General features: G+C 71.6%; 25 protein-coding genes. 7 read left to right on the top strand and 18 right to left on the bottom strand.

Annotation, left to right across the window (positions count from 1 at the left end; translation table 11 throughout):
* Position 1: 1 nt before the first annotated feature.
* Positions 2-601, bottom strand: coding sequence for a molybdopterin-dependent oxidoreductase (locus ACYF6T_RS04350; RefSeq protein WP_461693528.1), 600 nt, complete (start codon positions 599-601; stop codon positions 2-4).
* 100 nt (positions 602-701) lie between these two features.
* Here ACYF6T_RS04350 and ACYF6T_RS04345 point away from each other — a divergent pair, with 100 nt between their 5' ends.
* On the top strand, positions 702-1,436 hold the full coding sequence (locus tag ACYF6T_RS04345; protein ID WP_461693526.1) for a maleylpyruvate isomerase family mycothiol-dependent enzyme: 735 nt from the start codon (positions 702-704) through the stop codon (positions 1,434-1,436).
* A gap of 42 nt (positions 1,437-1,478) precedes the next feature.
* On the opposite strand, the gene ACYF6T_RS04340 is transcribed toward ACYF6T_RS04345, so the two are convergent.
* Complete coding sequence (locus tag ACYF6T_RS04340) at positions 1,479-1,859, bottom strand: MarR family winged helix-turn-helix transcriptional regulator (protein ID WP_461693525.1); 381 nt, start codon at positions 1,857-1,859, stop codon at positions 1,479-1,481.
* An 86-nt stretch (positions 1,860-1,945) separates the two neighbouring features.
* On the opposite strand from ACYF6T_RS04340, the gene ACYF6T_RS04335 reads away from it, so the two are divergent.
* The gene (locus ACYF6T_RS04335) at positions 1,946-3,421 is read left to right on the top strand and encodes an MFS transporter (protein ID WP_461693524.1); all 1,476 of its coding nucleotides are present in this window, start codon (positions 1,946-1,948) and stop codon (positions 3,419-3,421) included.
* Between the two features lie 69 nt (positions 3,422-3,490).
* On the opposite strand, the gene ACYF6T_RS04330 is transcribed toward ACYF6T_RS04335, so the two are convergent.
* The 3 genes from ACYF6T_RS04330 to ACYF6T_RS04320 form a co-directional block, all read right to left on the bottom strand.
* On the bottom strand, positions 3,491-4,156 hold the full coding sequence (locus ACYF6T_RS04330; protein WP_461693523.1) for a response regulator: 666 nt from the start codon (positions 4,154-4,156) through the stop codon (positions 3,491-3,493).
* Positions 4,153-5,409 (bottom strand): sensor histidine kinase, encoded by a 1,257-nt coding sequence (locus tag ACYF6T_RS04325; RefSeq protein ID WP_461693521.1) that lies wholly within the window; start codon positions 5,407-5,409, stop codon positions 4,153-4,155. The genes ACYF6T_RS04330 and ACYF6T_RS04325 overlap by 4 nt, the downstream gene beginning before the upstream one ends.
* A 78-nt stretch (positions 5,410-5,487) precedes the next feature.
* Complete coding sequence (locus ACYF6T_RS04320) at positions 5,488-6,174, bottom strand: TetR/AcrR family transcriptional regulator (protein ID WP_461693520.1); 687 nt, start codon at positions 6,172-6,174, stop codon at positions 5,488-5,490.
* Between the two features lie 206 nt (positions 6,175-6,380).
* Between ACYF6T_RS04320 and ACYF6T_RS04315 the strand changes: the two genes are divergently transcribed.
* Positions 6,381-6,830: a nitroreductase family deazaflavin-dependent oxidoreductase gene (locus ACYF6T_RS04315; RefSeq protein WP_461693518.1), complete on the top strand. Its 450-nt coding sequence runs from the start codon at positions 6,381-6,383 to the stop codon at positions 6,828-6,830.
* Between the two features lie 4 nt (positions 6,831-6,834).
* Here the strand turns inward: ACYF6T_RS04315 and ACYF6T_RS04310 are convergent, their stop codons facing one another.
* Positions 6,835-8,166, bottom strand: a complete 1,332-nt coding sequence (locus tag ACYF6T_RS04310) for a geranylgeranyl reductase family protein (RefSeq protein WP_461693516.1) — start codon at positions 8,164-8,166, stop codon at positions 6,835-6,837.
* A gap of 132 nt (positions 8,167-8,298) precedes the next feature.
* On the opposite strand from ACYF6T_RS04310, the gene ACYF6T_RS04305 reads away from it, so the two are divergent.
* From ACYF6T_RS04305 to ACYF6T_RS04295, 3 genes are all read left to right on the top strand, one after another.
* On the top strand, positions 8,299-9,654 hold the full coding sequence (locus ACYF6T_RS04305) for a M20/M25/M40 family metallo-hydrolase (protein ID WP_461693515.1): 1,356 nt from the start codon (positions 8,299-8,301) through the stop codon (positions 9,652-9,654).
* Between the two features lie 65 nt (positions 9,655-9,719).
* Positions 9,720-10,403 carry an MBL fold metallo-hydrolase gene (locus tag ACYF6T_RS04300; RefSeq protein ID WP_461693513.1) on the top strand — a complete coding sequence of 228 codons (684 nt, stop codon included), beginning with the start codon at positions 9,720-9,722 and terminating at the stop codon, positions 10,401-10,403.
* A 10-nt stretch (positions 10,404-10,413) separates the two neighbouring features.
* Positions 10,414-11,463, top strand: coding sequence for a protein kinase family protein (locus tag ACYF6T_RS04295; protein WP_461693511.1), 1,050 nt, complete (start codon positions 10,414-10,416; stop codon positions 11,461-11,463).
* On the opposite strand, the gene ACYF6T_RS04290 is transcribed toward ACYF6T_RS04295, so the two are convergent.
* From ACYF6T_RS04290 to ACYF6T_RS04245, 10 genes are all read right to left on the bottom strand, one after another.
* The gene (locus tag ACYF6T_RS04290; RefSeq protein ID WP_461693510.1) at positions 11,436-12,506 is read right to left on the bottom strand and encodes an ABC transporter ATP-binding protein; all 1,071 of its coding nucleotides are present in this window, start codon (positions 12,504-12,506) and stop codon (positions 11,436-11,438) included. The two genes, ACYF6T_RS04295 and ACYF6T_RS04290, sit on opposite strands and share 28 nt — an antisense overlap.
* Positions 12,503-13,666 carry an ABC transporter ATP-binding protein gene (locus ACYF6T_RS04285; RefSeq protein WP_461693508.1) on the bottom strand — a complete coding sequence of 388 codons (1,164 nt, stop codon included), beginning with the start codon at positions 13,664-13,666 and terminating at the stop codon, positions 12,503-12,505. Before ACYF6T_RS04285 ends, ACYF6T_RS04290 begins: the two co-directional genes overlap by 4 nt.
* A complete protein-coding gene (locus ACYF6T_RS04280; RefSeq protein WP_461693506.1) occupies positions 13,663-14,583 on the bottom strand; it encodes an ABC transporter permease in 921 nt (306 codons plus the stop codon). The genes ACYF6T_RS04285 and ACYF6T_RS04280 overlap by 4 nt, the downstream gene beginning before the upstream one ends.
* Positions 14,576-15,562, bottom strand: a complete 987-nt coding sequence (locus tag ACYF6T_RS04275; RefSeq protein WP_461693505.1) for an ABC transporter permease — start codon at positions 15,560-15,562, stop codon at positions 14,576-14,578. Before ACYF6T_RS04275 ends, ACYF6T_RS04280 begins: the two co-directional genes overlap by 8 nt.
* Before the next feature lie 88 nt (positions 15,563-15,650).
* On the bottom strand, positions 15,651-17,471 hold the full coding sequence (locus ACYF6T_RS04270; RefSeq protein WP_461693503.1) for an ABC transporter family substrate-binding protein: 1,821 nt from the start codon (positions 17,469-17,471) through the stop codon (positions 15,651-15,653).
* 241 nt (positions 17,472-17,712) lie between these two features.
* Positions 17,713-18,753, bottom strand: a complete 1,041-nt coding sequence (locus tag ACYF6T_RS04265) for an NUDIX hydrolase (RefSeq protein WP_461693502.1) — start codon at positions 18,751-18,753, stop codon at positions 17,713-17,715.
* Between the two features lie 148 nt (positions 18,754-18,901).
* Complete coding sequence (locus ACYF6T_RS04260) at positions 18,902-19,096, bottom strand: hypothetical protein (RefSeq protein WP_461693501.1); 195 nt, start codon at positions 19,094-19,096, stop codon at positions 18,902-18,904.
* A 45-nt stretch (positions 19,097-19,141) separates the two neighbouring features.
* Positions 19,142-19,597: a DUF6098 family protein gene (locus ACYF6T_RS04255; protein WP_461693500.1), complete on the bottom strand. Its 456-nt coding sequence runs from the start codon at positions 19,595-19,597 to the stop codon at positions 19,142-19,144.
* Positions 19,598-19,611: 14 nt separating this feature from the next.
* A complete protein-coding gene (locus ACYF6T_RS04250; protein WP_461693498.1) occupies positions 19,612-20,103 on the bottom strand; it encodes a hypothetical protein in 492 nt (163 codons plus the stop codon).
* Positions 20,100-22,514, bottom strand: coding sequence for a molybdopterin oxidoreductase family protein (locus ACYF6T_RS04245; protein ID WP_461693496.1), 2,415 nt, complete (start codon positions 22,512-22,514; stop codon positions 20,100-20,102). Before ACYF6T_RS04245 ends, ACYF6T_RS04250 begins: the two co-directional genes overlap by 4 nt.
* A 390-nt stretch (positions 22,515-22,904) precedes the next feature.
* Here ACYF6T_RS04245 and ACYF6T_RS04240 point away from each other — a divergent pair, with 390 nt between their 5' ends.
* Positions 22,905-23,243: a hypothetical protein gene (locus ACYF6T_RS04240; protein WP_461693495.1), complete on the top strand. Its 339-nt coding sequence runs from the start codon at positions 22,905-22,907 to the stop codon at positions 23,241-23,243.
* A gap of 18 nt (positions 23,244-23,261) precedes the next feature.
* Here ACYF6T_RS04240 and ACYF6T_RS04235 read toward each other — a convergent pair whose 3' ends face one another.
* Together ACYF6T_RS04235 and ACYF6T_RS04230 are read right to left on the bottom strand one after the other, a co-directional pair.
* On the bottom strand, positions 23,262-24,188 hold the full coding sequence (locus tag ACYF6T_RS04235) for a carbohydrate ABC transporter permease (protein WP_461693493.1): 927 nt from the start codon (positions 24,186-24,188) through the stop codon (positions 23,262-23,264).
* Positions 24,185-25,099, bottom strand: coding sequence for a carbohydrate ABC transporter permease (locus ACYF6T_RS04230; RefSeq protein ID WP_461693491.1), 915 nt, complete (start codon positions 25,097-25,099; stop codon positions 24,185-24,187). Before ACYF6T_RS04230 ends, ACYF6T_RS04235 begins: the two co-directional genes overlap by 4 nt.
* Position 25,100: the final 1 nt, after the last annotated feature.

Genomic DNA, 25,100 nt, shown 5'->3' with positions numbered 1-25,100 from the left:
GTCAGTCCCCCCAGTTGCGCTGCTCGCGCCAGGGGTCGCCGTAGTTGTGGTAGCCGACCGACTCCCAGAAGCCGGGTTCGTCCTCGTGGGTGAGCCGCAGTCCGCGCACCCACTTGGCCGACTTCCAGAAGTACAGGTGCGGCACGAGGAGCCGGGCCGGTCCTCCGTGCTCCGGGGCGAGGGGCTCGTCGTCGTAGGTGTGGGCGAGCCAGGCACGGCCGTCGAGGAGGTCCTCCAGCGGCAGGTTGGTGGTGTAGCCGCCGTGGCTGTGCACGGTGACGAAGTCCGCGGCCGTCTCGACGTCCTCGAAGAAGGCGTCGAGGGGGACGCCGCGCCACCGGGTGTCGAACTTGGACCAGCGGGTCACGCAGTGGATGTCGGTGACGGTCTCCTGCTGCGGCAGGGCCATCATCTCCGCCCACGTCCAGGTGTGCGTCTCGCCGAGTTCCGTGGTGACGGTGAAGGTCCAGGTGTCGGTGGACACCCGGGGCGTGGGGCCGGCGGACAGCACGGGGAACTGTTCGGTCGGATACTGGCCGGGCGGCAGTCTGTCGGCGAGCGAGCGGGCGCGCCCGCGGAAGCCGGGTGAGAAGGAACTCATGGCGTCATCGGTCTCCCGGACTCGTCGGGCGGCACGGCCGTACGCCTCCATCATGTCCGGCTCATCCCCTCGACCGCACTCCAACCGGCACACTCTCCTCATGGAGACATCCGAGTTCGTGCGGGTCCTGGACCGGGAGGGACGGCTGCTGGCGGCGGCCGCGGAGGAGGCCGGGGTCGACGCCAAGGTGCCGACGTGTCCCGGCTGGCAGGTGCGTGACCTCGTACGGCACACGGGGATGGTGCACCGGTGGGCGGGCGCGTTCGTCGCCGAGGGGCACACCTCCCCCCGGCCCGAGGGCGGGCTGCCCGAGCTGGACGGCGCCGAGCTCATGGCCTGGTTCCGCGAGGGTCACCGGTGGCTCGTCGACACCCTGGCCTCCGCCTCGCCGGACGTGGAGTGCTGGCACTTCCTGCCCGCGCCGTCGCCGCTGGTGTTCTGGGCGCGGCGGCAGGCGCACGAGACCACGGTGCACCGCGTGGACGCGGAGTCGGCGCGGGGCGGCACGCCCTCCGGTATCGCCCCGGACTTCGCCGTCGACGGCATCGACGAGCTGCTGAGCGGCTTCCACGCCCGCCGCAGGAGCGCGGTCCGCTGCGCCGAGCCCCGGGTGCTGCGGGTGCGGGCGACGGACGTGGCGGGTGCCGTGTGGACCGTACGCCTGTCCGCGGAGCCGCCCGTGACCGTGCGGGACGACGCGGGGGACGCGGACTGCGAAGTGGCCGGGGATTCCCGGCAGTTGTACGTGGCGCTGTGGAACCGGGCGCCCTTCCCGAGCGTGACCGGGGACGCCTCGGTCGCGGGGCTGTGGCGGGAGAGGTCGGCGGTCGGGTGAAGCCGAGCGGCCGCGCGGCGACGTGGAGGTGAGCAACCGGCGTCAGGCGGAGCTGAGCATCCGCGTCAGCACCGCGCGCTGCACCGGCAGCACCTCGCCGTGCAGCGTGCGGCCCTTCGGGGTGAGAGCCACGCGGACGCCGCGGCGGTCCTCGGGGCACATCGCGCGCTCGACGAGGCCGTCCTTCTCCAGCCGGGCGATCAGCCGGGACAGCGCGCTCTGGCTCAGATGCACGCGCTCGGAGATCTCCTGCACGCGGTAGGCGCAGGCGTCGCCGGCCAGCACGTCCAGCACCTCGAAGTCGCTGGCGCACAGGCCGTGCCCGTGCAGCGCGCGGTCCAGTTCGCACTGGGTGCGCGCATGGAGCGCGAGGATGTCCCGCCACTGGTCCACGAGCGCCTGCTCGGCCTTCTTCGCCGCCATGGCCGGACCCTAGCAGAGAAACAAACTCGTTGCATCAGAATTAAATGCGCTTGCATCTCATGCACGTGCATGTAGTGTCTGGGGGCATGACCTCTCCGCTCACCACCACCGTTTCCGAGGGACGCTGGACGCCCAGGCTGTGGGGCACCCTGCTGGTGCTGTGCGCCGCGATGTTCCTGGACGCGCTGGACGTGTCGATGGTCGGCGTCGCCCTGCCGTCCATCGGTTCCGATCTCGATCTGTCCACCTCGGCGCTGCAATGGGTCGTCAGCGGCTACATCCTCGGCTACGGCGGTCTGCTGCTCCTCGGCGGCCGCACCGCCGACCTGCTCGGCCGGCGCCAGGTCTTTCTGGTCGCCCTGGGCGTCTTCGCCGTCGCCTCCCTGCTCGGCGGGCTCGTCGACTCCGGTCCGCTGCTGATCGCCAGCCGCTTCGTCAAGGGTCTGAGCGCGGCCTTCACCGCACCGGCCGGTCTGTCGATCATCACCACGACCTTCGCCGAGGGCCCGCTGCGCAACCGCGCCCTGTCCATCTACACCACCTGCGCGGCCACCGGCTTCTCGATGGGCCTGGTCCTCTCCGGCCTGCTCACCGAGGCCAGTTGGCGGCTGACCATGCTGCTGCCCGCGCCCATCGCCGTACTCGCCCTGCTGGCCGGACTGAAGCTGCTGCCGCGCAGCGAACGCGAGAAGGACCACAACGGCTACGACGTCCCGGGCGCGGTCCTCGGCACCGCCTCGATGCTCCTGCTCGTGTTCACCGTCGTCCAGGCACCGGAGGCCGGCTGGGGGTCGGCGCGCACCCTGCTGTCCTTCCTCGCCGTCGCCGTGCTGCTCACCGTGTTCGTCGCCGTCGAGCGCCGCTCGCCCGGCCCGCTGATCCGGCTGGGCGTGCTGCGCTCCGGCAACCAGATCCGGGCCCAGCTGGGCGCGATGGCGTTCTTCGGGTCGTACGTCGGCTTCCAGTTCCTGGCCACCCTGTACATGCAGACGCTGCTGGGCTGGTCCGCGCTGCACACGGCGCTGGCCTTCCTGCCGGCCGGCGCGCTGGTCGCGGTGTCCTCCACGAAGGTCGGCGCCGTCGTCGACCGGTTCGGCACACAGCGGCTGATCCTGGTGGGCTTCGCGCTGATGGCCGGCGCGTACGCGCTGTTCCTGCGCGTCGACCTCAGCCCGGCGTACGCCGCCGTCGTCCTGCCGTCGATGCTGCTGATCGGCGCGGCCTGCGCGCTGGTCTTCCCCTCGCTCAACATCCAGGCCACCACCGGGGTCGAGGACCACGAGCAGGGCATGGTCTCCGGGCTGCTCAACACCTCGGTCCAGGTCGGCGGCGCGATCTTCCTGGCCGTCGTGACGGCGGTGGTGACCGCGAACGCCCCCGCGCACGCCGACGCGCAGGCCGTCCTGGACAGTTACCGTCCCGGGCTGATCGTGGTGACCGGGATCGCCGTGGCCGGCCTGCTGATCACCCTCACGGGTCTGCGCACCCGCCGCCCGCAGCGGTCCCTCGTGGTCGCCAAGTCCACCTCCCTGGAGGCGGAGCGCGTCACCGTACGCGACTGAGGGGGACCGCCTCCCCCACGTGCGCCCGGCGAGGGCTGCTTGCCTCGCCGGGCGCACGGCTGCGGGGGATCAGCCGAGCCAGCCCGGGCGGACCAGGCCCGACTCGTAGGCCAAGACGACCAGTTGGGCCCGGTCCCGGGCGCCGAGCTTGACCATGGTGCGGCTGACGTGGGTCTTGGCGGTGAGCGGGCTGACCACCAGGCGGCGGGCGATCTCCTCGTTGGACAGGCCGATGCCGACCAGGGCCATCACCTCCCGTTCCCGGTCGGTGAGTCCGGCGAGGACGCCCTCGGCCGCGGGCTCCTTGGAGCGGGCGGCGAACTCGGCGATCAGCCGGCGCGTCACCCCCGGTGACAGCAGCGCGTCGCCGCCCACCACGGCCCGTACCGCGCGCAGGAGTTCGTCCGGTTCGGTGTCCTTGACCAGGAAGCCGGAGGCGCCCGAGCGGATCGCCTCGAAGACGTACTCGTCCAGCTCGAAGGTCGTCAGCATGACCACCCTCACCTCGCCGAGCGCCGCGTCCTCGGTGATACGGCGGGTCGCGGCCAGCCCGTCCAGGGTGGGCATGCGGATGTCCATCAGGACGACGTCCGGGCGCAGTTCGCGCACCTTGCGCAGGGCCTCCTCGCCGTCGGAGGCCTCGCCGGCCACCTCGATGTCGGGCTGCGCGTCGAGCAGCGCCCGGAAACCGGCCCGCACGAGCGACTGGTCGTCGGCGAGCAGTACGCGGATCACCGGTTGTCCTCCTTAGCGTTCTCGGGGGCGCCGCCCACCGCGCTCCCGTCGAGCGGCAGCACGGCGAGCACCCGGAACCCCCCGTCGGGGCGTGGGCCCGCCTCGATCGTGCCACCGAGCGCGGCGGCCCGCTCCCGCATTCCGGCCAGCCCGTTGCCGCTGCCGCCCGCGTCGGCGCCGGTGGCGGGCCCGTCGTCGTCGACGCGCAGGCTGAGCGCGCGGGCGTCGTGGTCGAGGCGCACCCGCGCATGCCGTGAGCCGGAGTGCCGTACGACGTTGGTGAGCGCCTCCTGGACGATACGGAAGGCGGCGAGGTCGGTGCCCGGGGCGAGCCGGGGCGGCCGGCCCTCGACGTCCACGGTGAGTCCGGCGCTCGCCGCCTGCGCCACCAGCTCGGGAAGCCGGTCGAGGCCGGGGGCCGGCGCACGCGGCGCCTCCCCTGGCGTACGCAGCGTGTCGAGCACCTGGCGCACCTCGCCGAGGGCCTCCTTGCTGGCGGCCTTGATGGTGGTCAGCGCGGTGCGGGCCTGTTCGGGGTCGGTGTCGAGGAGGGCGAGGCCGACGCCGGCCTGGACGTTGATGACGGAGATGCTGTGGGCGAGGACGTCGTGCAGCTCGCGGGCGATCCGCAGCCGTTCCTCGTCGGCCCGCCGCCGCGCCGCCTGCGCGCGCTCGGCCCGCTCGCGGGCCCACTGCTCGCGCCGGGTCCGGGTCAGCTCGGCGACCGCGACGATCGCCACCACCCAGGCGGCGATCACGAGTTCCTGCCCCCAGGAGGCCGCCGCGTCGCCGGCCGGTGGCAGGCGGCGATAGAGCCAGTGGGCGACCAGCGCGTGCCCGGCCCACAGCATCCCCACCGCCCCCCAGGCGGCCTTGCGATGGCCGGCGGCCACCGCGCTGAAGCAGGCCAGTGCCACGGTCAGGTACACCGGCCCGTACGGGTATCCGGCGCCCAGGTACACCATGGCCGCGGCGGCCGTGCCGTACACGACGAGCACCGGGTGGCGCCGCCGCCACAGCAGCAGACCCGAGCCGGCCAGCAGCAGCACCCGCGCGAAGACGTCGAGGTCGGCCCGCCTGCCCTCCTGCTGCTGCGCTGCGAAGTGGGAGCCGACCAGCACGAAGACGGTGAGGGCCACGGTCGACCGCCACGGCCACCGCCCCGCCTGCTCCTCCCCACCCCAACGCCCCGCCCACGGCGCCCCGCGCCACCGCCCCGGCGGCCCCCCTCCGCGTACGCCCTGCTCGTCCATGCCGCCACGCTAGACGCCCCCACACCCCCACGGCGTCCACCGGGCGTGGCGATCACCCGTACTCCCGGGGAAGTACGCCTACCGCAGGCCCACGCCGCGGCCCAGTCGCTCGGCCGCGTGGCGGAAGAATCTGTCCCGGTCCTCGATCACCCGGTTGAACTGTCCGAACAGTTCGAAACCCACCAGGCCGAACAGCTCGGCCCAGGCCGCGACCAGGGCCGTGGCCACCGCCGGGGGGAGGTCGGGGGCGATGTCGGCGCGGAGGCGTTCGGCTTCGGGGCGGAGGTCGGCGGGGAGCGGGGGGAAGGTCACGCCGGGGCCGTGGAGGGCGTCGCGGACGATCGTGATCAGGACGAGGCCGACGCGGGAGGCGGCGGGGACGGTGGTGTCGGGGGCGGTGTAGCCGGGGACCGGGGAGCCGTAGATCAGGGCGTACTCGTGGGGGTGGTTTAGGGCCCAGGCGCGTACGGCCTCGCAGACCGCGGTCCAGCGCTCGACGGGGGCGGCGTCGGCGGCGGCCTCGTGCGCCGCCTCGGCCGCGGCGCCGACGGAGTCGTAGGCGTCGATGATGAGCGCGGTCAGCAGGTCGTCGCGGCTGGGGAAGTAGCGGTAGAGCGCCGAGGAGACCATGCCGAGCTCGCGGGCCACCGCGCGCAGGGAGAGCTTGGCGGCGCCCTCGGCGGCGAGCTGTCTGCGCGCCGCGTCCTTGATGGCGGCGGTGATCTCGATCCGGGCTCGGGCGCGGGCGCTGTGTGCGGTGCTCATGGGTGGCAGTGTCCCATGAAACGAGAGCAGTGCACGCAGACGAGAGCAGTGCACGCAGACGAGAGCAGTGCAATAAAGCGAGAGCACTGCTCTTGCTTCGGAGCACCGTTTCATGCAGACTGTTCATCAAGCGAGAGCAGTGCTCACAAAAGAGAGCGCCACTCACTCACCCGGTACTCGATACCCGGCACTCCATGGGGGTCACCATGTCCACGCACGTCAAGAAGCCCGGCTGGTTCACGGTCAACGTCTTCAACCGCATGGTGGCGTGGATGACCCGCCGCGGGATCAGCGTCTGGGGCTCGCGAGTGCTCGCGGTCCGCGGCCGCAAGAGCGGCGAGTGGCGCACCACGCCGGTGAACCTGCTGGTCGTGGACGGGCAGCAGTACCTGGTGGCGCCGCGGGGTCACGTCCAGTGGACGCACAACATGCGGGCGGCCGGCGGCGGCGAGCTGCACCTCGGCAAGCACGTGGACGTCTTCACCGCCACGGAGGTCGGCGACGACGACAAGGTCCCGCTGCTGCGCGCCTACCTCAAGCGGTGGAAGGCGGAGGTCGGCGTGTTCTTCAACGGCGTCGGCCCCGACTCTCCCGACGCCGACCTGCGCCGCATCGCACCCGACCACCCGGTCTTCCGGATCACGGTCGCGAGCTGAACGCTCAGGAAGCGCCCTCGCGTCCCTCGCGCCCCTCCCCGCTCTCGCCGCCGGCGCGGCCCCCGGCGCCCTCCGCACCCCGGCCGCCCTCACCGGCGTCCACGCCCCCGGCGGCCCCGGCGCTCTCCGGACGTGGTCCGAGCGCCATCAGGGCCCGCTGGGCCATGGGGTGGGTGCGGACGATCTCGCCGAGCGAGGTCGACCCCTGGGTGATCTCCTTGAACGCGTTCCACGCGGGCCGGAAGCCCGTGAGCGCCGCGTGGAACAGGCCAGGCCGACGCTCGAAGACCGTCAGCATCCGCTTGCCGACGCTCATCTCGACGCCGAGGCCGGCCTTCACGGCGAACGCGTAGTTCAGCGCCTGGCGGCGGGTGTCCACCGCGTCGTGCGCCTCGGCGATCCGCACCGCCCACTCCCCCGCGAGCCGCCCCGAGCGCAGGGCGAAGGAGATGCCCTCCCGCGTCCACGGCTCCAGCAGCCCCGCCGCGTCACCGCACACCAGCACCCGCCCCCGCGACAGCGGGGAGTCGTCGGCCCGGCAGCGGGTGAGGTGGCCGGAGGAGATGCTCGGTTCGAAGCCGGACAGGCCGAGCCGGGCGACGAAGTCCTCCAGATACCGCTTGGTCGCCGCGCCCTCGCCGCGCGCCGAGATCACGCCGACCGTGAGGGTGTCCCCCTTCGGGAAGACCCAGCCGTAACTGCCGGGAATCGGGCCCCAGTCGATGAGGACCCGTCCCTTCCAGTCCTCGGCGACCGTCTCCGGCACCGGGATCTCGGCCTCCAGACCGAGGTCCACCTGGTCGAGCTTGACTCCGACGTGTGCTCCTATCCGGCTGGCGCTGCCGTCCGCGCCGACCACGGCCCGGGCGAGCAGTGTCTCGCCGCCCTGCAGCACCACGGCGACCGTGCGCCGGTCCGGCACCGCCGAGCCGTGCTGCTCGACGCGCTGGACGGTGGCGCCCGTCCGCAGCTCGGCGCCCGCCTTCTGCGCGTGCTCGACCAGCTGCTGGTCGAACTCGGGCCGGTTGATCAGGCCGAACAGCATCTGCTTGGAGCGGCGGGTGCGGGTGAAACGGCCGTTGTTGGAGAACGTGACCGCGTGCACCCGGTCGCGGAAGGGCAGCTCGAAGCCGGGCGGCAGCGCGTCGCGCGAGGGGCCGATGATGCCCCCGCCGCAGGTTTTGTACCGTGGCAGCTCGGCCTTCTCCAGCAGCAGCACGCGCCGCCCCGCGACCGCCGCCGCGTAGGCGGCCGAGGCCCCCGCGGGTCCCGCGCCCACCACGACGACGTCCCACACCCGCTGCACGTCGTCCGCCGAAGAGTTCTCGCTGCTCACGATGGTCTACTGCTCCCGATCAAGCCGCTGCCGCACTGTCCTACGCATCCTACGGCGGCCGTCGCCGCGGACCGCTGTGGGAGGATCTCTGCACTTCACTCGTACAACGTCGCACCCACAAGGAGCGTGCCCATGTCGTCGAATCCGGTCGCCGAGACCGTCGCCTCGCTGATGCCGAGGGCGCAGGCGGAGCTCGCCGAACTGGTGGCCTTCAAGTCGGTGGCGGACTTCGACCAGTTCCCGAAGAGCGAGAGCGAGGGCGCCGCCAACTGGGTCGCCGACGCCCTGCGCGCCGAGGGCTTCCAGGACGTGGCCCTGCTCGACACCCCCGACGGCACGCAGTCGGTCTACGGCTGCCTGCCCGGGCCCGAGGGCGCGAAGACGGTGCTGCTGTACGCCCACTACGACGTGCAGCCCCCGCTGGACGAGGCCGCCTGGACGACCCCGCCGTTCGAACTGACCGAGCGCGACGGACGCTGGTACGGGCGCGGCGCCGCCGACTGCAAGGGCGGCGTGATCATGCACCTGCTCGCGCTGCGCGCGCTGAAGGCGAACGGCGGCGTGCCCGTGCACGTCAAGGTCATCGCCGAGGGTTCGGAGGAGCAGGGCACGGGCGGTCTGGAGCGGTACGCCGAGCAGCACCCCGAGCTGCTGGCGGCCGACACCATCGTCATCGGCGACGCGGGCAACTTCCGCGTCGGACTGCCGACGGTGACCTCCACCCTGCGCGGCATGACCCTCGTGCGCGTGCGGATCGACACGCTCGAAGGCAACCTGCACTCGGGCCAGTTCGGCGGTGCGGCCCCCGACGCGCTGGCCGCGCTGATCCGCGTCCTGGACTCGCTGCGCGCCGAGGACGGCTCGACGACCGTCGACGGGCTCGCCCCCGGGACGCGGTGGGAGGGTCTGCAGTACGACGAGGAGCAGTTCCGGGCGGACGCCAAGGTGCTCGACGGCGTGCAGCTGATCGGCTCCGGCACGGTCGCCGACCGGATCTGGGCGCGCCCGGCGGTCACCGTCCTCGGCATCGACTGCCCGCCGGTCGTCGGCGCCACCCCGTCGGTGCAGGCGAGCGCCCGCGCGCTGGTCAGCCTGCGGGTGCCGCCGGGCGCGGACGCCGTCGAGGCGACCAAGCTGCTCCAGGCCCACCTGGAGGCGCACACGCCGTGGGGCGCCCGGGTGGCCGTCGAACAGGTCGGGCAGGGCCAGGCGTTCAGCGCCGACACCACCAGCCCGGCGTACGCGGCGATGGCCGAGGCGATGGCGGTCGCCTACCCGGGCCAGGAGATGCAGTACGCCGGCCAGGGCGGCTCGATCCCGCTGTGCAACACCCTCGCCTCGCTCTACCCGCAGGCCGAGATCCTGCTGATCGGCCTGAGCGAGCCGGAGGCCCAGATCCACGCCGTGAACGAGAGCGTGTCGCCCCAGGAGCTGGAGCGCCTGTCGGTGGCCGAGGCACTGTTCCTGCGCAACTACGCGGCCGGCTGACGACCGGCCTCTGCCGACAGCCGAGGGCGCCCCGCCGCACGGCGGGGCGCCCTTACGTTCGTGCCATGGACGTCGTCGAGATCCTCCCCCACCTGCACCTGCTGCGCTTCCCGGTCGGCCAGGCATACGTCTGGCGCGACGGCACCGAGACAACGCTGATCGACGCGGGCCCGCCGGGCTCGGGACCGCTGATCGCGCGGGCCTTTCCGGGCGTACGGCGCCTGGTTCTCACCCACTTCCACGAGGATCACGCGGGCGGCGCGGGCGAGTTGGCCGCGCTGACCGGCGCCGAGGTGCTGGTCCACCGCCTGGACGCGCCGGTCGTGCGCGGTGAGGTGCCGGGCCCGCCACCGGTGTTCGAGGAGTGGGAGCGCCCCCTCCACGACCAGGCGTACCGCCTGCTCCCCGACCGGGACTTCACACGCCCGGCCCACGTCACCGAGCTGTCCGACGCAGACGTGCTCGACTTCGGCGGCGGAGCGCGCGTGGTCCACGTCCCCGGCCACACCCACGGCAGCGTCGCCGTCCATCTCCCGTGCCACGGCGTGCTGTTCACCGGAGACACGGTCGCCGCCTCCCCGGTGGACGGACGGGTGATGCCCGGCGTCTTCAACCTCGACCGGCCCCGTCTGCTGGACTCCCTGCGCCGACTCGCCGCGCTGGACGCGGACCTGGCGTGTTTCGGCCACGGTGACCCGGTGATCGGCCGGGCCGCGGAAACGCTCCGCCATGCGGCCGGCACCGCCTGATGCTGGGGGCATGACCTCACCCTCGCGCCTCGCCGCCCATGCCGACGCCTCCACCGCTCTCGCGCTCCTGTCCGACCGGGAGATCGAGGACCTCGTGGCGTCGGGCACACCCGCCGGAACCGGCATCGGGGGGCGTTCGGTGGTGGTGGAGGTGGCCGGCAGGCAGGTGTTCGTGAAGCAGGTGCCGCTGACCGAGGAGGAGCTGCTCGCCGAGAACGTCCGCTCGACGGCGAACCTCTTCGACGTGCCGGCGTACGGCCACTACGGCATCGGCAGCCCCGGTTTCGGCACCTGGCGTGAGCTGGCCGTGCACACGATGACCACCGGCTGGGTGGTGTCCGGACGGTTCCCGGGCTTCCCGCTCACCCACCACTGGCGGGTCCTGCCCCATCCGCCCCGCCCCCTGCCCGAGGCGCTCGCCGACGTCGACCGGGTCGTGGCGTACTGGGGACCGGGACTGCGCCGCCGCGTCGAGGCGCTGGAGAAGGCGCCGGCGAGCCTGACGCTGTTTCTCGAGCACCTCCCCCACACCCTGCACGACTGGTTCGACGTCCAGCTCCGCACGGGCGGGGCCGATTCGGCGTGTGTCATGGTGGAGCGGGGGCTGCGGGCGGTCACCGACTTCCTGCACAGCCAGCAACTCGTGCACTTCGACGCCCACTTCCAGAACATCCTCACCGACGGCCGCCGGCTCTACCTGGCCGACTACGGCCTCTCGCTCTCCGCCCGGTTCCGACTCGCCCCGCAGGAACGGGAGTTCCTCCACCGGCACCGGTCGTATGACCGCGTCTACTGCTCCTGGTTCCTGGTCACCTGGCTGGTCACCGCCCTGTACGGGCATCGCGGACCCGAGCGGCAGGAGTTCGTGCGCGCCTGCGCCGAGGGCGGCGCACGGCTGGACGGCATCCCGCCCGCGGCCGCCGGCATCATCACCCGGCACGCCCCGCTCGCCGTGCGGATGACCGACTTCGCACGCCGGCTGCAGGAGGACAGCCGCCTGACGCCGTATCCGCACGAGGAGTTGCGGCGCGCCTACAGCAGCTCCAGGCTCTCGGCGTAGTGGCAGGCCACGGGGTTGCCGCCGCCCCGGTCGACCAGCGCCGGCACCTGCTCGACGCAGGCGGCGCGCTGGCTCTCCGTCAACTGCCGGGCGAACTTGGGGCAGCGGGTGCGGAAGCGGCAGCCGCTGGGCGGACGGACGGGGCTGGGGACGTCGCCCTGGACGAGGATGCGGGTGCGGGCCCGCTCCCTGCGCGGGTCGGGAAGCGGGATGGCGGAGACGAGGGCCTGCGTGTAGGGGTGGGCGGGAGCGGCGAACAGGCGGCGGGCCGGGGCGATCTCCACCAGCCGGCCCAGGTACATGACCGCCACCCGGCCCGCGACGTGCCGCATCACGGACAGGTCGTGCGCCACGAAGAGGAAGGACAGTCCGAGCTCGCTCTGCAGGTCCATGAGCAGGTTGAGCACGCCCGCCTGGATCGACACGTCGAGGGCGGACACCGGCTCGTCCAGCACGATCACCCGGGGACGCAGGGCCAACGCCCGGGCGATGCCGATGCGTTGGCGCTGACCGCCGGAGAACTCGTGGGCGAAGCGGTTGCCGTGCTCGGGGTTGAGGCCGACCAGACGCATCAGCTCCCGCACCTCGTCCTTGGCCTCGGGGCCGTACCTGCCGTGGATGCGCAGGGGTTCGGCGACGATCTCGTGGACGGACAGGCGCGGATCGAGGGAGGCGTACGGGTCCTGGAAGACGATCTGCAGCTCGCGGCGCAGTGGCCGCATCCGGCGTCTGCTGAGGCCGGTCAGCTCGGTGCCCCGGTAGCGGACCTGGCCGGAGGTGGCGGATTCCAGGCCCAGGAGGGTGCGGGCGATGGTGGTCTTGCCGGAGCCCGACTCGCCGACCAGGCCGAGCGTCTCGTTCTCGTACAGGTCGAAGGAGACCCCGCACACCGCGTGCACCTCGCCGACGCGGCGCCGTACCACTCCCCTGGACAGGACGGGGAAGTGCTTGACGAGGTCGCGGACCTGGAGGACCGGTTCGCCGGAGCCGCCGTGCCCGGGCAGCGGGGGCAGCGGGGTGGCGGCCTGCACGGGGGCACTCATACGGCGTCCTCCTCGGAGCCCGACGTGGCCGAGCCGGACGTGGCCGAGCCGGACGTGGCGGAGCCCGACGCGAGGTTCTCGGACGCCGTCGTGTCGGCGAAGCGGGCCAGCGCCTCGGAGTCCGCGCCGGCGGTCTCGAACACCTCCCCGGCGCCTGTGTCGACGAGCTCCTCGGCGAAGTGGCAGGCGCTGAGGTGCAGATCGTGACCGGCCGTGCGCAGCGGCGGCTCCGCGCTGTCGCACACCTCCCGGCGCAGGGGGCAGCGCGGGGCGAAGGGGCAGCCGGGTGGCAGGTTCAGCAGCGAGGGCGGCGAGCCGGTGATGGGGGTGAGACGCTCCTCCTCGCGGTCCATGCGGGGCAGGGAGCCGAGCAGGCCGAGGGTGTAGGGCATCCGCGGGGTGTAGAAGATGTCCTCGACCGACCCCGTCTCCACGATCCGCCCCGCGTACATGACGGCGACCCGGTCGGTGTGGCCGGCGACCACGCCGAGGTCGTGGGTGATCAGGACGAGCGCGGCGCCGGTCTCGGCGCGGGCGGTCTCCAGCGCGTCGAGGATCTGCGCCTGGACGGTGACGTCGAGAGCGGTGGTCGGCTCGTCGGCGATGATCACGTCAGGGTCGTTGGCCATGGCGATGGCGATGACGACGCGCTGGCGCATACCGCCGGACAGTTCGTGCGGATAGCTGTCGACCCGGCGCTCGGGGCTCGGGATGCCGACCGTGCCGAGCAGGTCGACGGCCCGCTCGCGGGCGGCGCGGGCCTTCAGGCCGGGGTGGTGGCGGCGTAGCGTCTCGGCGATCTGGTAGCCCACGTTGTACACCGGGTTGAGGGATGTCATCGGGTCCTGGAAGATCATCGCGATTCCGCTGCCGCGCAGGTCCGACAGGCGCGCGTCGGACAGGCCGAGCAGTTCCGTGCCCTCGAAGCGCACCGAGCCGCGCACCCGCGCGCCGGGCGGCAGCAGACCCATCACGGCGAGGGCCGTGACGGACTTGCCGGACCCGGACTCGCCGACGATGCCCAGCGAGTCCCCGCGGTCGAGCCGGTAACCGACCCCGCGCACCGCGCGCACGATCCCGTCCTCCGTCGGGAACTCCACGCCGAGGTCCTCGACTTCGAGGACGGCGCCCGACTCCTCGCCCTGTGAGATGACCGTCACTGTCGCACCCTTTGCTGCCGGGGGTCGAAGGCGTCGCGCAGCCCGTCGCCGATGAAGTTGATGGTCAGCGCGATGGCGATGATGAACGCGCCGGGGATGTAGAACAGCCACGGCCGGGTGTCGACGGCGGTCTGCGCCTGCGAGACGAGCAACCCCAGCGAGGTGTCGGGGGGCTGGACGCCGAAGCCGACGAAGGACAGGGCCGTCTCGGTGAGGATGCCGGTGGCCACCAGCACGGTGGCGTTGACGATGATCGGGCCGAGGGAGTTCGGCAGCAGGTGCCGGAAGATGATCCGCGCGTCCGAGGCGCCGAGCGCCCTGGCCGCCTCCACGAACTCCTTCTCGCGCAGCGACAGTACGGTGGAGCGCACCACGCGGGAGACGTACGCCCAGGTCAGTCCGGCGATGACGACCGCGATCCAGTACCAGGAGCCGCCGCTGCGCGAGGAGATGACCAGCGCGATCGCGAACAGCGGCAGGGTGAGCACGAAATCGACGACGCGCATCATGACGGCGTCGACGATGCCCCGGTAGAAGCCGGCGATGGCGCCCCAGACCGCGCCGACGAAGGTGGAGCCGAGGGCGATCATGATGGCGATCTTCAGCGAGGTCTGGGTGCCGCGCATGACCTGCGCGTAGCCGTCGTAGCCGGAGGAGTCGGTGCCGAACGGGTGCTTCCAGGAGGGGGGCTGGGAGTTGTCCGGGGTGTACTTGCGGTACGAGTAGTGCCACAGGTGCGGGCCGATGAACGCCCACAGCAGGATCAGCACGAAGACGACCAGGCTGACCATGGCGGCCCGGTGCCGTACGAAGCGGCGCAGCACCAGTTGCGCCTGACTGCGCTGCTTGACCGTGAACTCGTGTTCGCTGGGCGGTAGTTGGGTGCCCGCGGACCCGGGTGCCTCGATGTCAGTCATAGCGGATCCTCGGGTCGAGTACGGCGTAGAGGAGATCGGCGACGAGGTTGAACCCGATGACGACGACGGCGGACAGCAGCAGCCACGCCATGGTGCGGTAGACGTCGACGGTCGACGCCGACTGGACCAGCATCTCGCCCATGCCGTGCCACTGGAAGATCGTCTCCGTGATCACCGCGCCGCCCAGGATGATCGCGATGTCCAGCGCGGTGACGGTGGCCAGCGGGATGAGGGCGGTGCGCAGCGCGTGCCGCAGCATGACCGTGTGCCGGCGCAGGCCCTTGGCGCGGGCGAGGCGGACGTAGTCGCTGCCCAGGACTTCGAGCATGGAGGCGCGCGTGTAGCGGGTCCAGGAGGCGAACGAGACCAGGGCGAGGGTGATGGTGGGCAGCACGAGGTGGCCGACGCGGTCGGTGAACTCGTTCCAGGTGGTGTCGGCTTCGAGGTACGGCGACTTCTCGCCGATGGTGCCGAGGAACTGGCTGCCGGTCTGCTCGTTGAACCAGATGCCCGCCTGCTTGAGCAGCACGGCGAACCAGAACACCGGCATGGCGAGGAAGAGGAAGCCGAAGAAGGTGATGGTGTAGTCGGCGACGGAGTACTGGCGGATCGCGCTGAAGACGCCGAAGAGCACGGCGAGGACGAGGGCGATGACCATCGCGGCGGCGACCAGGGTGACCGTCACCCTGAAGCGGGTGAACAGGTCGTGCCCGATGTCGAGGTTGGACTGTACGGACGGCCCCCAGTCGCCGTGCAGGACCCCGGTGATCCAGTTCCAGTAGCGCTGCACGGCGGGCTGGTCGGCGTGGATGTGCCGGGCGAAGGCGGCGACGGCGGCCTTGCTGGGCGGGGGCTGGCGGGAGGTGGCGAAGTTGGCGACCGGGTCGCCGGCGTTGACGACGACCAGGAACACGATGAACGTCGAGGCGATCAGCACGGGGATCGAGACGAGGATGCGGCGCACGGTGTAGGCGAGCATGCGGTCTTCTCTCGCGAGGCCGGTGGGCTGGTGTCGAGTCGGCGGGTCCGGTCCCGGGGTCGCCGGGACCGGACGGGTGCCGCGGGGGTTACTTCTTCAGGCCCCACTCGGCGACGTTGTACGGCGGGCCCACGTTGGTGGCGTTGTTGCGCATGTTCACGAACCGCGTCTGCACGGCGATGAACGTGGGCTTCTGGTACAGCGGCAGCACATAGGCGGCGTCGACCATGATCTTGTCCGCCTGGTTGAGCAGGGAGGCCGCCTTGGACGGGTCGGTCTGGCCGATGGCCTCGTTGATCAGCTGGTCGACCCTCTTGTCGCTGTAGCCGCCGTAGTTGCCGCCGCCTCCGGTGGACCAGTTCTGCTGGGCGCCGGAGGTGGGGAAGGGCGGTGCGACCCAGGCGAAGACGATGATGTCGTACTGGTGTCCGGCCAGCACCGTGCCGAGGTCGGCGGCGCCGATCGGCTTGATGGTGACCTTGATGCCGAGGTCGGCGAGGTCGCTCTGCAGGATCTGGCACTCGCTCTGCCGGATCTGGTTGCCGGTGGTGTAGCGGCAGTTGAACGGCCCGACCGCCTTGCCGTCGGGGGTCTTCAGCGCGCTGCCGACCCCGGTGAACTTCGCGTCGGTGAGGTACTTCCTCGCCTTGGCCAGGTCACCGGAGCCCTGTCCGGTGGCGGTGACCAGGTCCTGGTAACCGGCCTGTCCGGGGACGAAGTTGTGGTTGCCGAGCTGTTTGACGTCCGGGTCGAACTGGCCGACGGTCTTGGAGACGATGTCCTTGATGCTGATCGCCGTGAACATCGCCTGGCGCAGGGCGAGGTACTTGCCGAGCACCGGGTTGTGCAGGTTGAGGTCGAAGTGCTCCCACTGCAGGCCGTTGCCGACGGAGTAGGTGACGTTCGGGATGGCCTTGACCTGGTTGACCAGGTCCACCTCGGGCTGCGGGTAGATGCCCTGGACCTCGTTGTTGCGCAGGGCGGTCGGCTCCTGGGTGGCGTCGGAGATGACCTTGAAGATCAGCCGCTGCAGGCTGGGCTTGGTCGCGCCCCACCACTTCGGGTCCGGCACGTAGGTGGCGTGGTCGTTGTCCACCCACTGCGTCATCTTGTACGGGCCCGCGGTCGCGTACTGGGAGGGCGGGTTCTTCTGGAAGTACTGCCAGCCCTGGGTCATCTGGGCGGCCGTCATGTGGGCGGCGTCGCCGGCCCTGGCGCCGGAGATCTTCTCGGCGACGTGCGCGGGGAACATCGGGTAGCCGCCGCCGAAGAGGGACTTCCAGTCGGAGTACGGCTTGGCCATCACCATGGTGACGGTCTTGCCGCCGTCGGAGGCGGTGAGGGACTTGACGCGGTCGTAGCCGGCCGTGCTCTGCGGCAGACAGCCCTTGGTCTGGCCGGCGTCACTGGCAGGCGGCGGCGGGCAGTCCTTGCCGTTGTTGGTGCGCCAGTAGTAGACGAAGTCGTCGGCGGTGACGGGCGTGCCGTCGTTCCACGACGCCTTGGGGTTGATCTTGTAGACGATGGTCTGCGGGCTGGTGTTCGTCTGGGTCGCCGAGGTCACCAGGTCGGTGTTGAGCCTGACGCTGAAGTCCGGCTGCGGGACGAAGACCTGCGGCAGGACCACCTCCAGCGCCTCGCCGTTCTCGAAGGTGTTGCCGTTGATGTCCTGGGTGTTCCACTGCTGGATGTTCTTCTCCAGCACATAGGTGAACGTCCCTCCGGACTTGGTGGCACCGGAGTTGCAGGTGTTGGCCTTGCCCTGGGTGTTGCAGGACGTCAGCCCGGCCGAGCTGCCCTTGCCGGTACCGCCGCCCCCGCCGCCGTTGCCACTGCAGGCGGCGAGGACGAGGACGAACCCGGCGGCGAGAGTGAGTCCCCTTGTGAGGGCGGTCGATTGCGCGCGCATGTCCCTCCTCCGGCCGACGGAAGGCCCGCGGCCTTGTCGAGGCGGCCACCTGGCCGCGAGAGAACCGAGCTGCGCAACGACCGTAGAACTCGGGTGTACCTTCTTAAGGTTCCTGTTCATACCGGGACGGCGACAATTCACCCTCGCTTTCCTCTAGGAACCCTCTACGCCGGGCAAAGCGTCCTGACGGCCGCTCAGAGGCCGCGACGTCCGCGCCGGCACCACGAGAATTCGGCAGAAGTCAGCCGACCGGAACTCCCGCTTCGAGGTACAAGGCCGCCCCGCGTTCGCGCGCCCGCAGCGCCCAGCGCAGCCGCTCGTAGCGGACCGGGGGCAGCAGGTCGGCGGCCTCCTGTTCGGTGACGAAGCGCCACTCGCGCAGTTCCGGTCCGGGCAGCAGCAGCCGGCCGGTCTCGGCGGAGTCGAGCCGGCCTCCGTCGAAGAGCAGGCGCAGTCCGCCGAAGCCGGGCGGCGCGGGCGCCTCCCAGTCGACGACGAGCAGCCGCGGCACATGGCCGAGCTGGAGCCCGGTCTCCTCGGCGACCTCCCGCACCCCGGCCCGCGCGGGCGCCTCGCCGGGCTCGACGACACCGCCGGGGAACTCCCAGCCGGGCTTGTAGGTGGGGTCGACGAGCAGGAAGCGGTCCTCTTCGTCGAAGAGCAGCACGCCGGCCGCGAGGGTCTCCGCGGTGGGCTCGGGCGTCTGCACGATGTCACAGGCCGGCACCTCGCCGTTGCCGACGGCGTCGGCGATGCGGACGGCGGTCTCGTACGGGGTGAGGGCACTGGTGTCGACGGGGTGGGCGTCGGCGGTGAGCCAGGACGCGAGCGCACTGCGGTACGGCCCGATGTGGTCGTACGCCCATTGCCGTACCCGCATCTCGCCGTCGGGGAGGTCCTCGGGGACCTCCCGCCCGGCTATTCGCTCCCGCAGGATCGTTTCCGCCGGGGCGAGGAGGACATGCCGGACGGTGATGCGGCGCGCGGCGAGGCCGCCGAAGATCTCGTCGCGGTACTCCTGGCGCAGAAGGGTCATCGGCACCACGAGGGTCCCGCCCAGTTCGGCGAGCATGGCGGCCGCCGTGTCGATCACCAGACGTCGCCAAATCGGCAGGTCCTGGACGTCGGCGACCTCGGCAAGGCGCTTGGGCGGCAGCAGGTGTGTGAGCGCCGCGCCGATGACCTCGGGGTCGAAGAGCGTGCTGTTCGGGATCAGGTCGATCAGTTCCCGTGCGGTGGTGGTCTTGCCCGCACCGAACGCTCCGTTGATCCAGACGATCACGGACAGGTCCCCCTCTTCTCTTGGCCCCCTGTGGCTTGCCCGCTCCACCCTGCCACGGAAACCAGCCCCAGTTGAGGGCGCACAGGAGGGGGCGCCGGTGTCCCCCGTGGCAGGGACACCGGCGCCGCCCGGCGGGGAGAGGGCCCGCTCAGCCGTTCCGGCCGAGGGGCGTGTCGTCCACGGCCAGGCTGTCCTGGGCGGCGAGGTGGTCGACCGTGCTGAGGGTGTCCGGCAGGTTCAGCTCCCCGAGGACGTCGTGGTCGTGGGCGTGGGACGGGGTGACGGCGGCGACGACGAACCCGGTGGCGAGGGAGGCGATGGCGAGCATGCTGCGCTTCTTCATGACCGGATCAACTGCGCGCACGCCCCGGGAGTCACGCCCGCGCGCTCACCTCTCCTCGCGGCTCATCGGCCCCCAGGGGCCCTCCTGCTCGACGACGGCGGCCTCGGCCTGGGCGATCACCTCGTCGTCGATCCAGCCGACCGGTTCGATGTCGCCGACCAGCGGTTCGTTGTCGGGACCGCGCCCCCGCACCCGGCCGCGCAGGACCCAGGGCCGCACGCCCTCGCCCTTCTCGCGCGGCAGGTGGGAGTAGTCGTAGAGCCGTCGGGCCACCCACAGGTCCACCGGGCGCTCGCCCCACCACGGTTCGACGTCGAGGGGGTTGGCGGACAGCCCGGACATGCGGACGCCGGTCAGCGCGTCCCTGCTCTCGGCCTGCTTCTCGTCAGCCTCGGGGCCGAGTGACCAGCGCACGAACAGGTGCGGGGTGCCCTCCACCAGGCCGGCGAGTTCCTTGAGGGTGCGCAGGGTGGGCAGGGCGTCGGGGGAGGAAGTGCTCATCTGGGGGCAGCTCCTTACTGGCTGGTGAGCAGCTGCGGGGAGAGGATCTTGATCATGGTGTTGGTCCAGCGCATCTGCCGGAGGGTCTGCGGATGGCAGTCGGAGACCAGCCCCAGCAGCCGCGTGTCCTTGCTCGCCTGCGCGGCCTGGCCGAGCATCTCCCAGTGCAGGGAGTTCCCGGTCGCGGCCAGGTGGAGTTCGCGCAGGTCGCGCAGGAGCAGCAGGCCGGTTTCGGGGCGGCGCCCGAGGGCGTCGGCGGCCTTCTCCCGCAGGGTGGCGACCAGGCCGGGCGCGGCGTCGTCCGGCGGGCCGGACAGGTCGACGCCGTAGTCCTCGCCGGTCTCGGCGAGCCGGGCGGTGTGCTCGTGCGACCACCGGGCGAGATCGACGGCCACGTGATGGATCTCATGGTCGGCGTGGTGGCGTTCGGCGGCGGTCAACAGGGCTTTCTCCAGGTCGCGTTCGCCGTGGTGCAGGGCGCGCAGGGTGAGGGTGACGCCGCTCATGAGCCGTTCCTTCCGGCATCGGGTACGGGCGCGGAGGCCGTGTTGACCGGGGCCGGCGCGAGGGCGCCGTCGCCGGGGGCGACCAGGCTGATCCGGGCCGCGGCGGTCTTGAACAGCGGCTGTTTGGAGACCGGGTCCCAGTCCGTGATGGTGGTCTCGTTGGCGGCGCGGCCCGGCGCGGTCTTGGGCGGGCGCTCGTCCTCGGGGGCGTCCCAGTAGCCGTAGTGGAAGGGCAGGAACACCATGCCGTCCCGGATGCCGGTGACGCGCAGCCGGGCGCGGACCGCGCCGCGGGGGGTGGCGATCTCGACCAGGTCGCCCTCCGCGAGGCCGCGTGCGCCGGCCTCGGCCGCGGACAGCTCGGCCCACATCTCGGGTGCCGCGGCGTTCAGCTGGGGCACGCGGCCGGTCTTGGTACGGGTGTGGAAGTGGTAGAGCGTGCGTCCGGTGGTGAGCTGGAGGGGGTGCTCCTCGGTGGTGGTCTCGTGCGGGGGCACGTAGGCGGCGGCCTTGATGACCGCCTTGCCGTCGGGGTTGAGGGAGCGGTACTCGACGGGTTCCACGGTCGCGCCGGTGACCAGGTCCTTGCCGTAGCTCTCGCAGGCGTCGGGGTGGGCCCAGGTGATGCCGTCGGTGTAGAGGCGTTCGGTGCCCTCGGGGTGCTGCGCGGTACAGGGCCACTGGATGCCGGAGCCCTCGCGCAGGCGGGCGTGGGTCAGTCCGGTGTAGTCGCAGGGCCGGCCGGCGCTGCAGCGCTTCCACGCCTCGAACGCCGACTCCGGGTCGGACCAGTCGATCAGCGGGCCGCCGTCCTTATCGCGGAAGTCCATGCGGGCGGCGTAGTCGAGGAGGATGTCCAGGTCGGAGCGGGCCTCGCCGGGCGGTTCGACGGCCTTGTCGGAGAGGTGGACGGTGCGGTCGGCGTTGGTGAAGGTGCCGGTCTTCTCGCCCCAGCCGGCGGCCGGCAGCACCACGTCGGCCAGTTCCGTCGTCTCGGTCGGGTAGAGGTCCTGGACGACGGTGAACAGGCGGTCCTGGCCCAGGACGGAGCGGATGCGGGAGAGTTCGGGCAGGGAGACGGCCGGGTTGGTGCCGGTGATCCACAGCATGCGCAGGGTGCCCTGCTCGGCGTAGCGGAACATCTGCATCGCGTGGGTGGGCGGGGCGTAGTGCGGGATGGTCTCGGGCGTGACGTTCCAGATCCCGGCCAGTTCGGCGACATGGTCGTCGTTCTGCCAGTTGCGGAAGCCCGGCAGGTCGCCGTCGGCGCCGCACTCGCGCGTGTTCTGGGCGCTGGGCTGGCCGTTCATCTGCAGGACCCCGGCGCCGGGGCGGCCCAGCATGCCGCGGATCAGGTGCAGGTTGTTGACCTGGACGGCGGCGGCGGTGGCCTGGTGGGACTGGTAGACGCCCTGCAGGACGGTCGACAGCAGCCGCTCGGCGCCGCCGATGACCTCGGCGGCCTTCTCGATCGCCGCGGCCGGCACGTCGCAGATGCCGGCGGCCCAGCGCGGGGTGCACTCCGCGACCCGGGCGGCCAGTTCGTCGTAGCCGACGGTGTGGGCCCGCACGAAGTCGTGGTCGACGCGGTCGGTGCGGATGATCTCGTGCAGCAGGGCGTTGAGCAGGGCGACGTTGGTGCCCGCCCGGGGTGCCAGGTGGACGGCGGCCCGCCGGGCCGGGTGTGTGGGCCGCGGGTCGACGCAGACCAGGCGGGGCGCGTCGGCGCCGTCGAGGCGGTCCAGGACCCGCATCCACAGCACCGGCTGGGTCTCCGCCATGTTGTGGCCGAACAGGGCGATCACGTCGGCGTGGTCCACGTCCGTGTAGGAGCCGGGCTGGCCGTCGCAGCCGAAGGACTCCTTCAGCGCCTCGGCGGCGGTCGACGTGCACAGCCGGGTGTTGCCGTCCAGGTGGGCGGTGCCGATGCCGGCGCGGGCGATCACGGAGAGCGTGTAGTACTCCTCCAGGAACAGCTGCCCGGTGGTGTAGAAACCGATCGATCCCGGGCCGTGCTCGTCGAGGAGTTCCCTGGTGCGGGCCACGACCCGGCCCATGGCGTGCTCCCAGTCGCTCTCCACCAGCCGGCCGCCCTCCCGCACCAGCGGGCGGGTCAGCCGGTCCGGGGAGGCGGCCGCCTGCCAGCCGAACAGGTCCTTCGGGCCCAGCCGGCCGCGGTTGACGCGGTCCTGCGCGCGTCCGCGCACCCCGACGATCCGGCCACCGCGCACCGCGATGTCCATGGCGTCACCGTTGGAGTGCAGCATCGACGCCGACGGCACCCACCGCTCCACCTCGTCCTCGGCGACGCCCTCCGCCAGGTGCAGGTCGCCGCGTACGGGCCACGGGGTGCCCGGTGCGTAGGGGGTGCGCGCACCCCAGGGCCTCGCGATCCGATCCTCCGAAACCACTTCCGCCACCTCCACGACCAGCCGGGCAGGGCCGACGAGTACCCGGTTGGCCGCCAGGGCACGCAGAGCGGAGGACGACGATCCCAGAGGGTTTGTTCAGACGTCCTGACATAACCGTTGACATCCCTCGTGGGCCGCTTCGCAGTACGAGCGACCAGAGCGCGCGGATGACGCGCTCCAGGGACCTGTCGAGGCAGCCCGCAGACCGGGCACGAGCCGCTTCCTTTCCGTTCCGGGGCCGATTCTGCGCCACGTCCTCAACTCGCCCGGCACACTGCGCGAGCTGGACTTCGACGGCGTCGCGTGGCCCCGTCACCGGTGCGGCCCGCCCTCGCCGGGGGCGGGCCGCACTGGCATGCTCGACGGCAGACGGTCCGCCGAGGAGAGCGCATGGACGACGCTGACGGGCACATCCACGTGGACGCCAGGCTGCTGCACGACAACGCCGCCGTGCGCGGCCTGCTGGCGTCCGCCTTCGGTCTCGTCGGCGACGCGCCGAGCGTCGTGACCACGGGGTGCGGACTGCGGGTGCCGTACGCGATGACGTCACGGCGGCCGGAGAGCGTGACGTGTCTGCCGTGCCGTGACCACGCGGCCCGCGAGCACCTGCGCTCCGCGGAGAGGCTGGAGCGCCTGGGCGGTTCGCCCGGCGCGCACCTCCCCGCGGAGCAGGTACGGCAGGCCGCGGAGAGGCTTCGTGACCTCGCGCGCAGGTTCTCCCCGGAGTAGCCGTCTCCCCCGCAGTGGCTAGCCCTTGGTCGAGCCCAGCGTGAGTCCCGCGATGAAGTGCCGTTGCAGCAGCAGGAAGACCAGGACGGTCGGCAGCGCCACCAGGACGGAACCGGCCGCCAGGAGGTTGTAGTCGGTGAAGAACTGGCCGCGGAGGTTGTTGAGGGAGGAGGTGACGGGCAGCTTGTCGGGGTCGGAGATGAAGATCAGCGCCCAGAGGAAGTCGTTGTAGACCCAGGTGAATTCGAGGGTGGCCAGGGCGGCCAGGGCGGGGCGGCACAGCGGGAGCGTGATGCGCCAGAACTGGGTCCACACGCCGGCGCCGTCGACGATCGCCGCCTCCAGGATCTCCTGGGGCAGGGTGCGCATGAAATTCGACAGCACGAAGACGCAGAAGCCCATCTGGAAGCCGATGTTGACGACGATCACGGCCCAGTAGGAGTCGTACATCATCAGCGAGTCGGACATCCACCAGGGCAGCGGCACGTGGTTGAACAGGACGTACAGGGGCGTGACGATCACCTGTTGGGGCAGCAGGTTGCCCGCGGTGAAGAACATCAGCAGCACCAGTCCGCCGCGCAGCCGCAGCCGGGAGACCGCGAAGGCCACGAACGACGCCAGGAACAGGGTGACGATCACGGCGGGCACCGCGATCAGCAGGGTGTTGGTGAAGTACCTGCCCATGCCGGACTCGGTGTAGGCCCGGCGGTAGTAGGCGAAGGACAGGTGCCGCGGCCAGGACAGATAGCCGTGCTGCGCGGTGTCCTCGTACGGCCGCAGGCTCGCGTACACGGCGAGCAGCAGCGGCGCGAGGAACGCGAGCGAGACCGCGGTGAGGAAGATGTGCACGCCCCAGCGTCCGCGCCGGGGGCGGGGTTTGGCGGTGCGGGCGGGGGCCGCGGGCGGGCGGTGCACGGGCGCGGTGGTGCGGATGTCTGCCGTCATCGCTCGCGCGCACCTCGCAGCTCTTGGACCAGGAACGTCACGATGAATCCCAGCGAGACGACGAGCAGGACGACCGCGATGGCCGAGCCGAAACCGATGCGGCTGGCCTCGCCGATGATGTTGTCGGTGATGAGGACCGACAGCAGTTCCAGGCCGTTGCGGCCCTTGTTGACGGCGTAGACGATGTCGAAGGCGCGCAGGGCCTCGATGACGGTGATGACGCCGACGATGACGTTGACCGGTCGCAGGGTCGGGAAGACCACGCGGAAGAAGGTCTGGCGCTCGTTGGCACCGTCGATCGCGGCGGCCTCCTTGAGCGCGGGGTCGACGGACTTCAGCCCGGCCAGGTAGAGGATCATCACGTAGCCGACGTGCCGCCAGCCGGCCGCGATCATGATCATCCAGAGGTTGAGGTGGGAATCGCCCAGCCAGTCGACCGGGTCGTCGTGGTTGCCGAGGATGGTGTTGATCACGCCCTGGTCGGTGCCGAGGATCAGCTGGGCGATGAAGCCGACGATGGCGAGCGAGAGCACCACCGGCAGGTAGAGGACGGACTGGTAGAAGCGGCTGAAGCGGACGCCCCGGTCGATCAGGACCGCGAGGAACAGTCCGAAGGGAGTGGCGATCAGGCCGAGGAAGAGCAGCCACATGACGTTGTGGCGGACGGCCGGCCAGAACGGCGGGTAGTTGTCGGCGAGGTTCTTGTAGTTGTCCAGGCCGACCCAGTGGATGTCGCCGATGCCGTCCCAGGCGGTGAAGGACAGGGCGATGGAGGCGAGGGTCGGGCCCCAGACGATGGCGATGTCGAGCAGGACGGGTATGCCGAGCAGCACGCCGAGGACGACGGCGTCGCGGCGGGTGAACCGTCGCAGACGCCGTCGCCCGGCGCGCCGTGGGAAGGTGAGTGCCACG

The sequence above is a fragment of the Streptomyces sp. 7R007 genome (genome assembly GCF_054850255.1).
This window is presented reverse-complemented; position numbering and strand designations above follow the sequence as displayed.

Coding starts and splice junctions, on each gene's coding strand:
- ACYF6T_RS04335 (WP_461693524.1), top strand. CDS start 1,946: ATGACCTCTCCGCTCACCACCACCGTTTCCGAGGGACGCTGGACGCCC.
- ACYF6T_RS04295 (WP_461693511.1), top strand. CDS start 10,414: ATGACCTCACCCTCGCGCCTCGCCGCCCATGCCGACGCCTCCACCGCT.
- ACYF6T_RS04240 (WP_461693495.1), top strand. CDS start 22,905: ATGGACGACGCTGACGGGCACATCCACGTGGACGCCAGGCTGCTGCAC.
- ACYF6T_RS04290 (WP_461693510.1), bottom strand. CDS start 12,506: ATGAGTGCCCCCGTGCAGGCCGCCACCCCGCTGCCCCCGCTGCCCGGG.
- ACYF6T_RS04300 (WP_461693513.1), top strand. CDS start 9,720: ATGGACGTCGTCGAGATCCTCCCCCACCTGCACCTGCTGCGCTTCCCG.
- ACYF6T_RS04305 (WP_461693515.1), top strand. CDS start 8,299: ATGTCGTCGAATCCGGTCGCCGAGACCGTCGCCTCGCTGATGCCGAGG.
- ACYF6T_RS04235 (WP_461693493.1), bottom strand. CDS start 24,188: ATGACGGCAGACATCCGCACCACCGCGCCCGTGCACCGCCCGCCCGCG.
- ACYF6T_RS04350 (WP_461693528.1), bottom strand. CDS start 601: ATGAGTTCCTTCTCACCCGGCTTCCGCGGGCGCGCCCGCTCGCTCGCC.
- ACYF6T_RS04250 (WP_461693498.1), bottom strand. CDS start 20,103: ATGAGCGGCGTCACCCTCACCCTGCGCGCCCTGCACCACGGCGAACGC.
- ACYF6T_RS04275 (WP_461693505.1), bottom strand. CDS start 15,562: ATGCTCGCCTACACCGTGCGCCGCATCCTCGTCTCGATCCCCGTGCTG.
- ACYF6T_RS04270 (WP_461693503.1), bottom strand. CDS start 17,471: ATGCGCGCGCAATCGACCGCCCTCACAAGGGGACTCACTCTCGCCGCC.
- ACYF6T_RS04325 (WP_461693521.1), bottom strand. CDS start 5,409: ATGGACGAGCAGGGCGTACGCGGAGGGGGGCCGCCGGGGCGGTGGCGC.
- ACYF6T_RS04255 (WP_461693500.1), bottom strand. CDS start 19,597: ATGAGCACTTCCTCCCCCGACGCCCTGCCCACCCTGCGCACCCTCAAG.
- ACYF6T_RS04320 (WP_461693520.1), bottom strand. CDS start 6,174: ATGAGCACCGCACACAGCGCCCGCGCCCGAGCCCGGATCGAGATCACC.
- ACYF6T_RS04345 (WP_461693526.1), top strand. CDS start 702: ATGGAGACATCCGAGTTCGTGCGGGTCCTGGACCGGGAGGGACGGCTG.
- ACYF6T_RS04280 (WP_461693506.1), bottom strand. CDS start 14,583: ATGACTGACATCGAGGCACCCGGGTCCGCGGGCACCCAACTACCGCCC.
- ACYF6T_RS04260 (WP_461693501.1), bottom strand. CDS start 19,096: ATGAAGAAGCGCAGCATGCTCGCCATCGCCTCCCTCGCCACCGGGTTC.
- ACYF6T_RS04315 (WP_461693518.1), top strand. CDS start 6,381: ATGTCCACGCACGTCAAGAAGCCCGGCTGGTTCACGGTCAACGTCTTC.
- ACYF6T_RS04340 (WP_461693525.1), bottom strand. CDS start 1,859: ATGGCGGCGAAGAAGGCCGAGCAGGCGCTCGTGGACCAGTGGCGGGAC.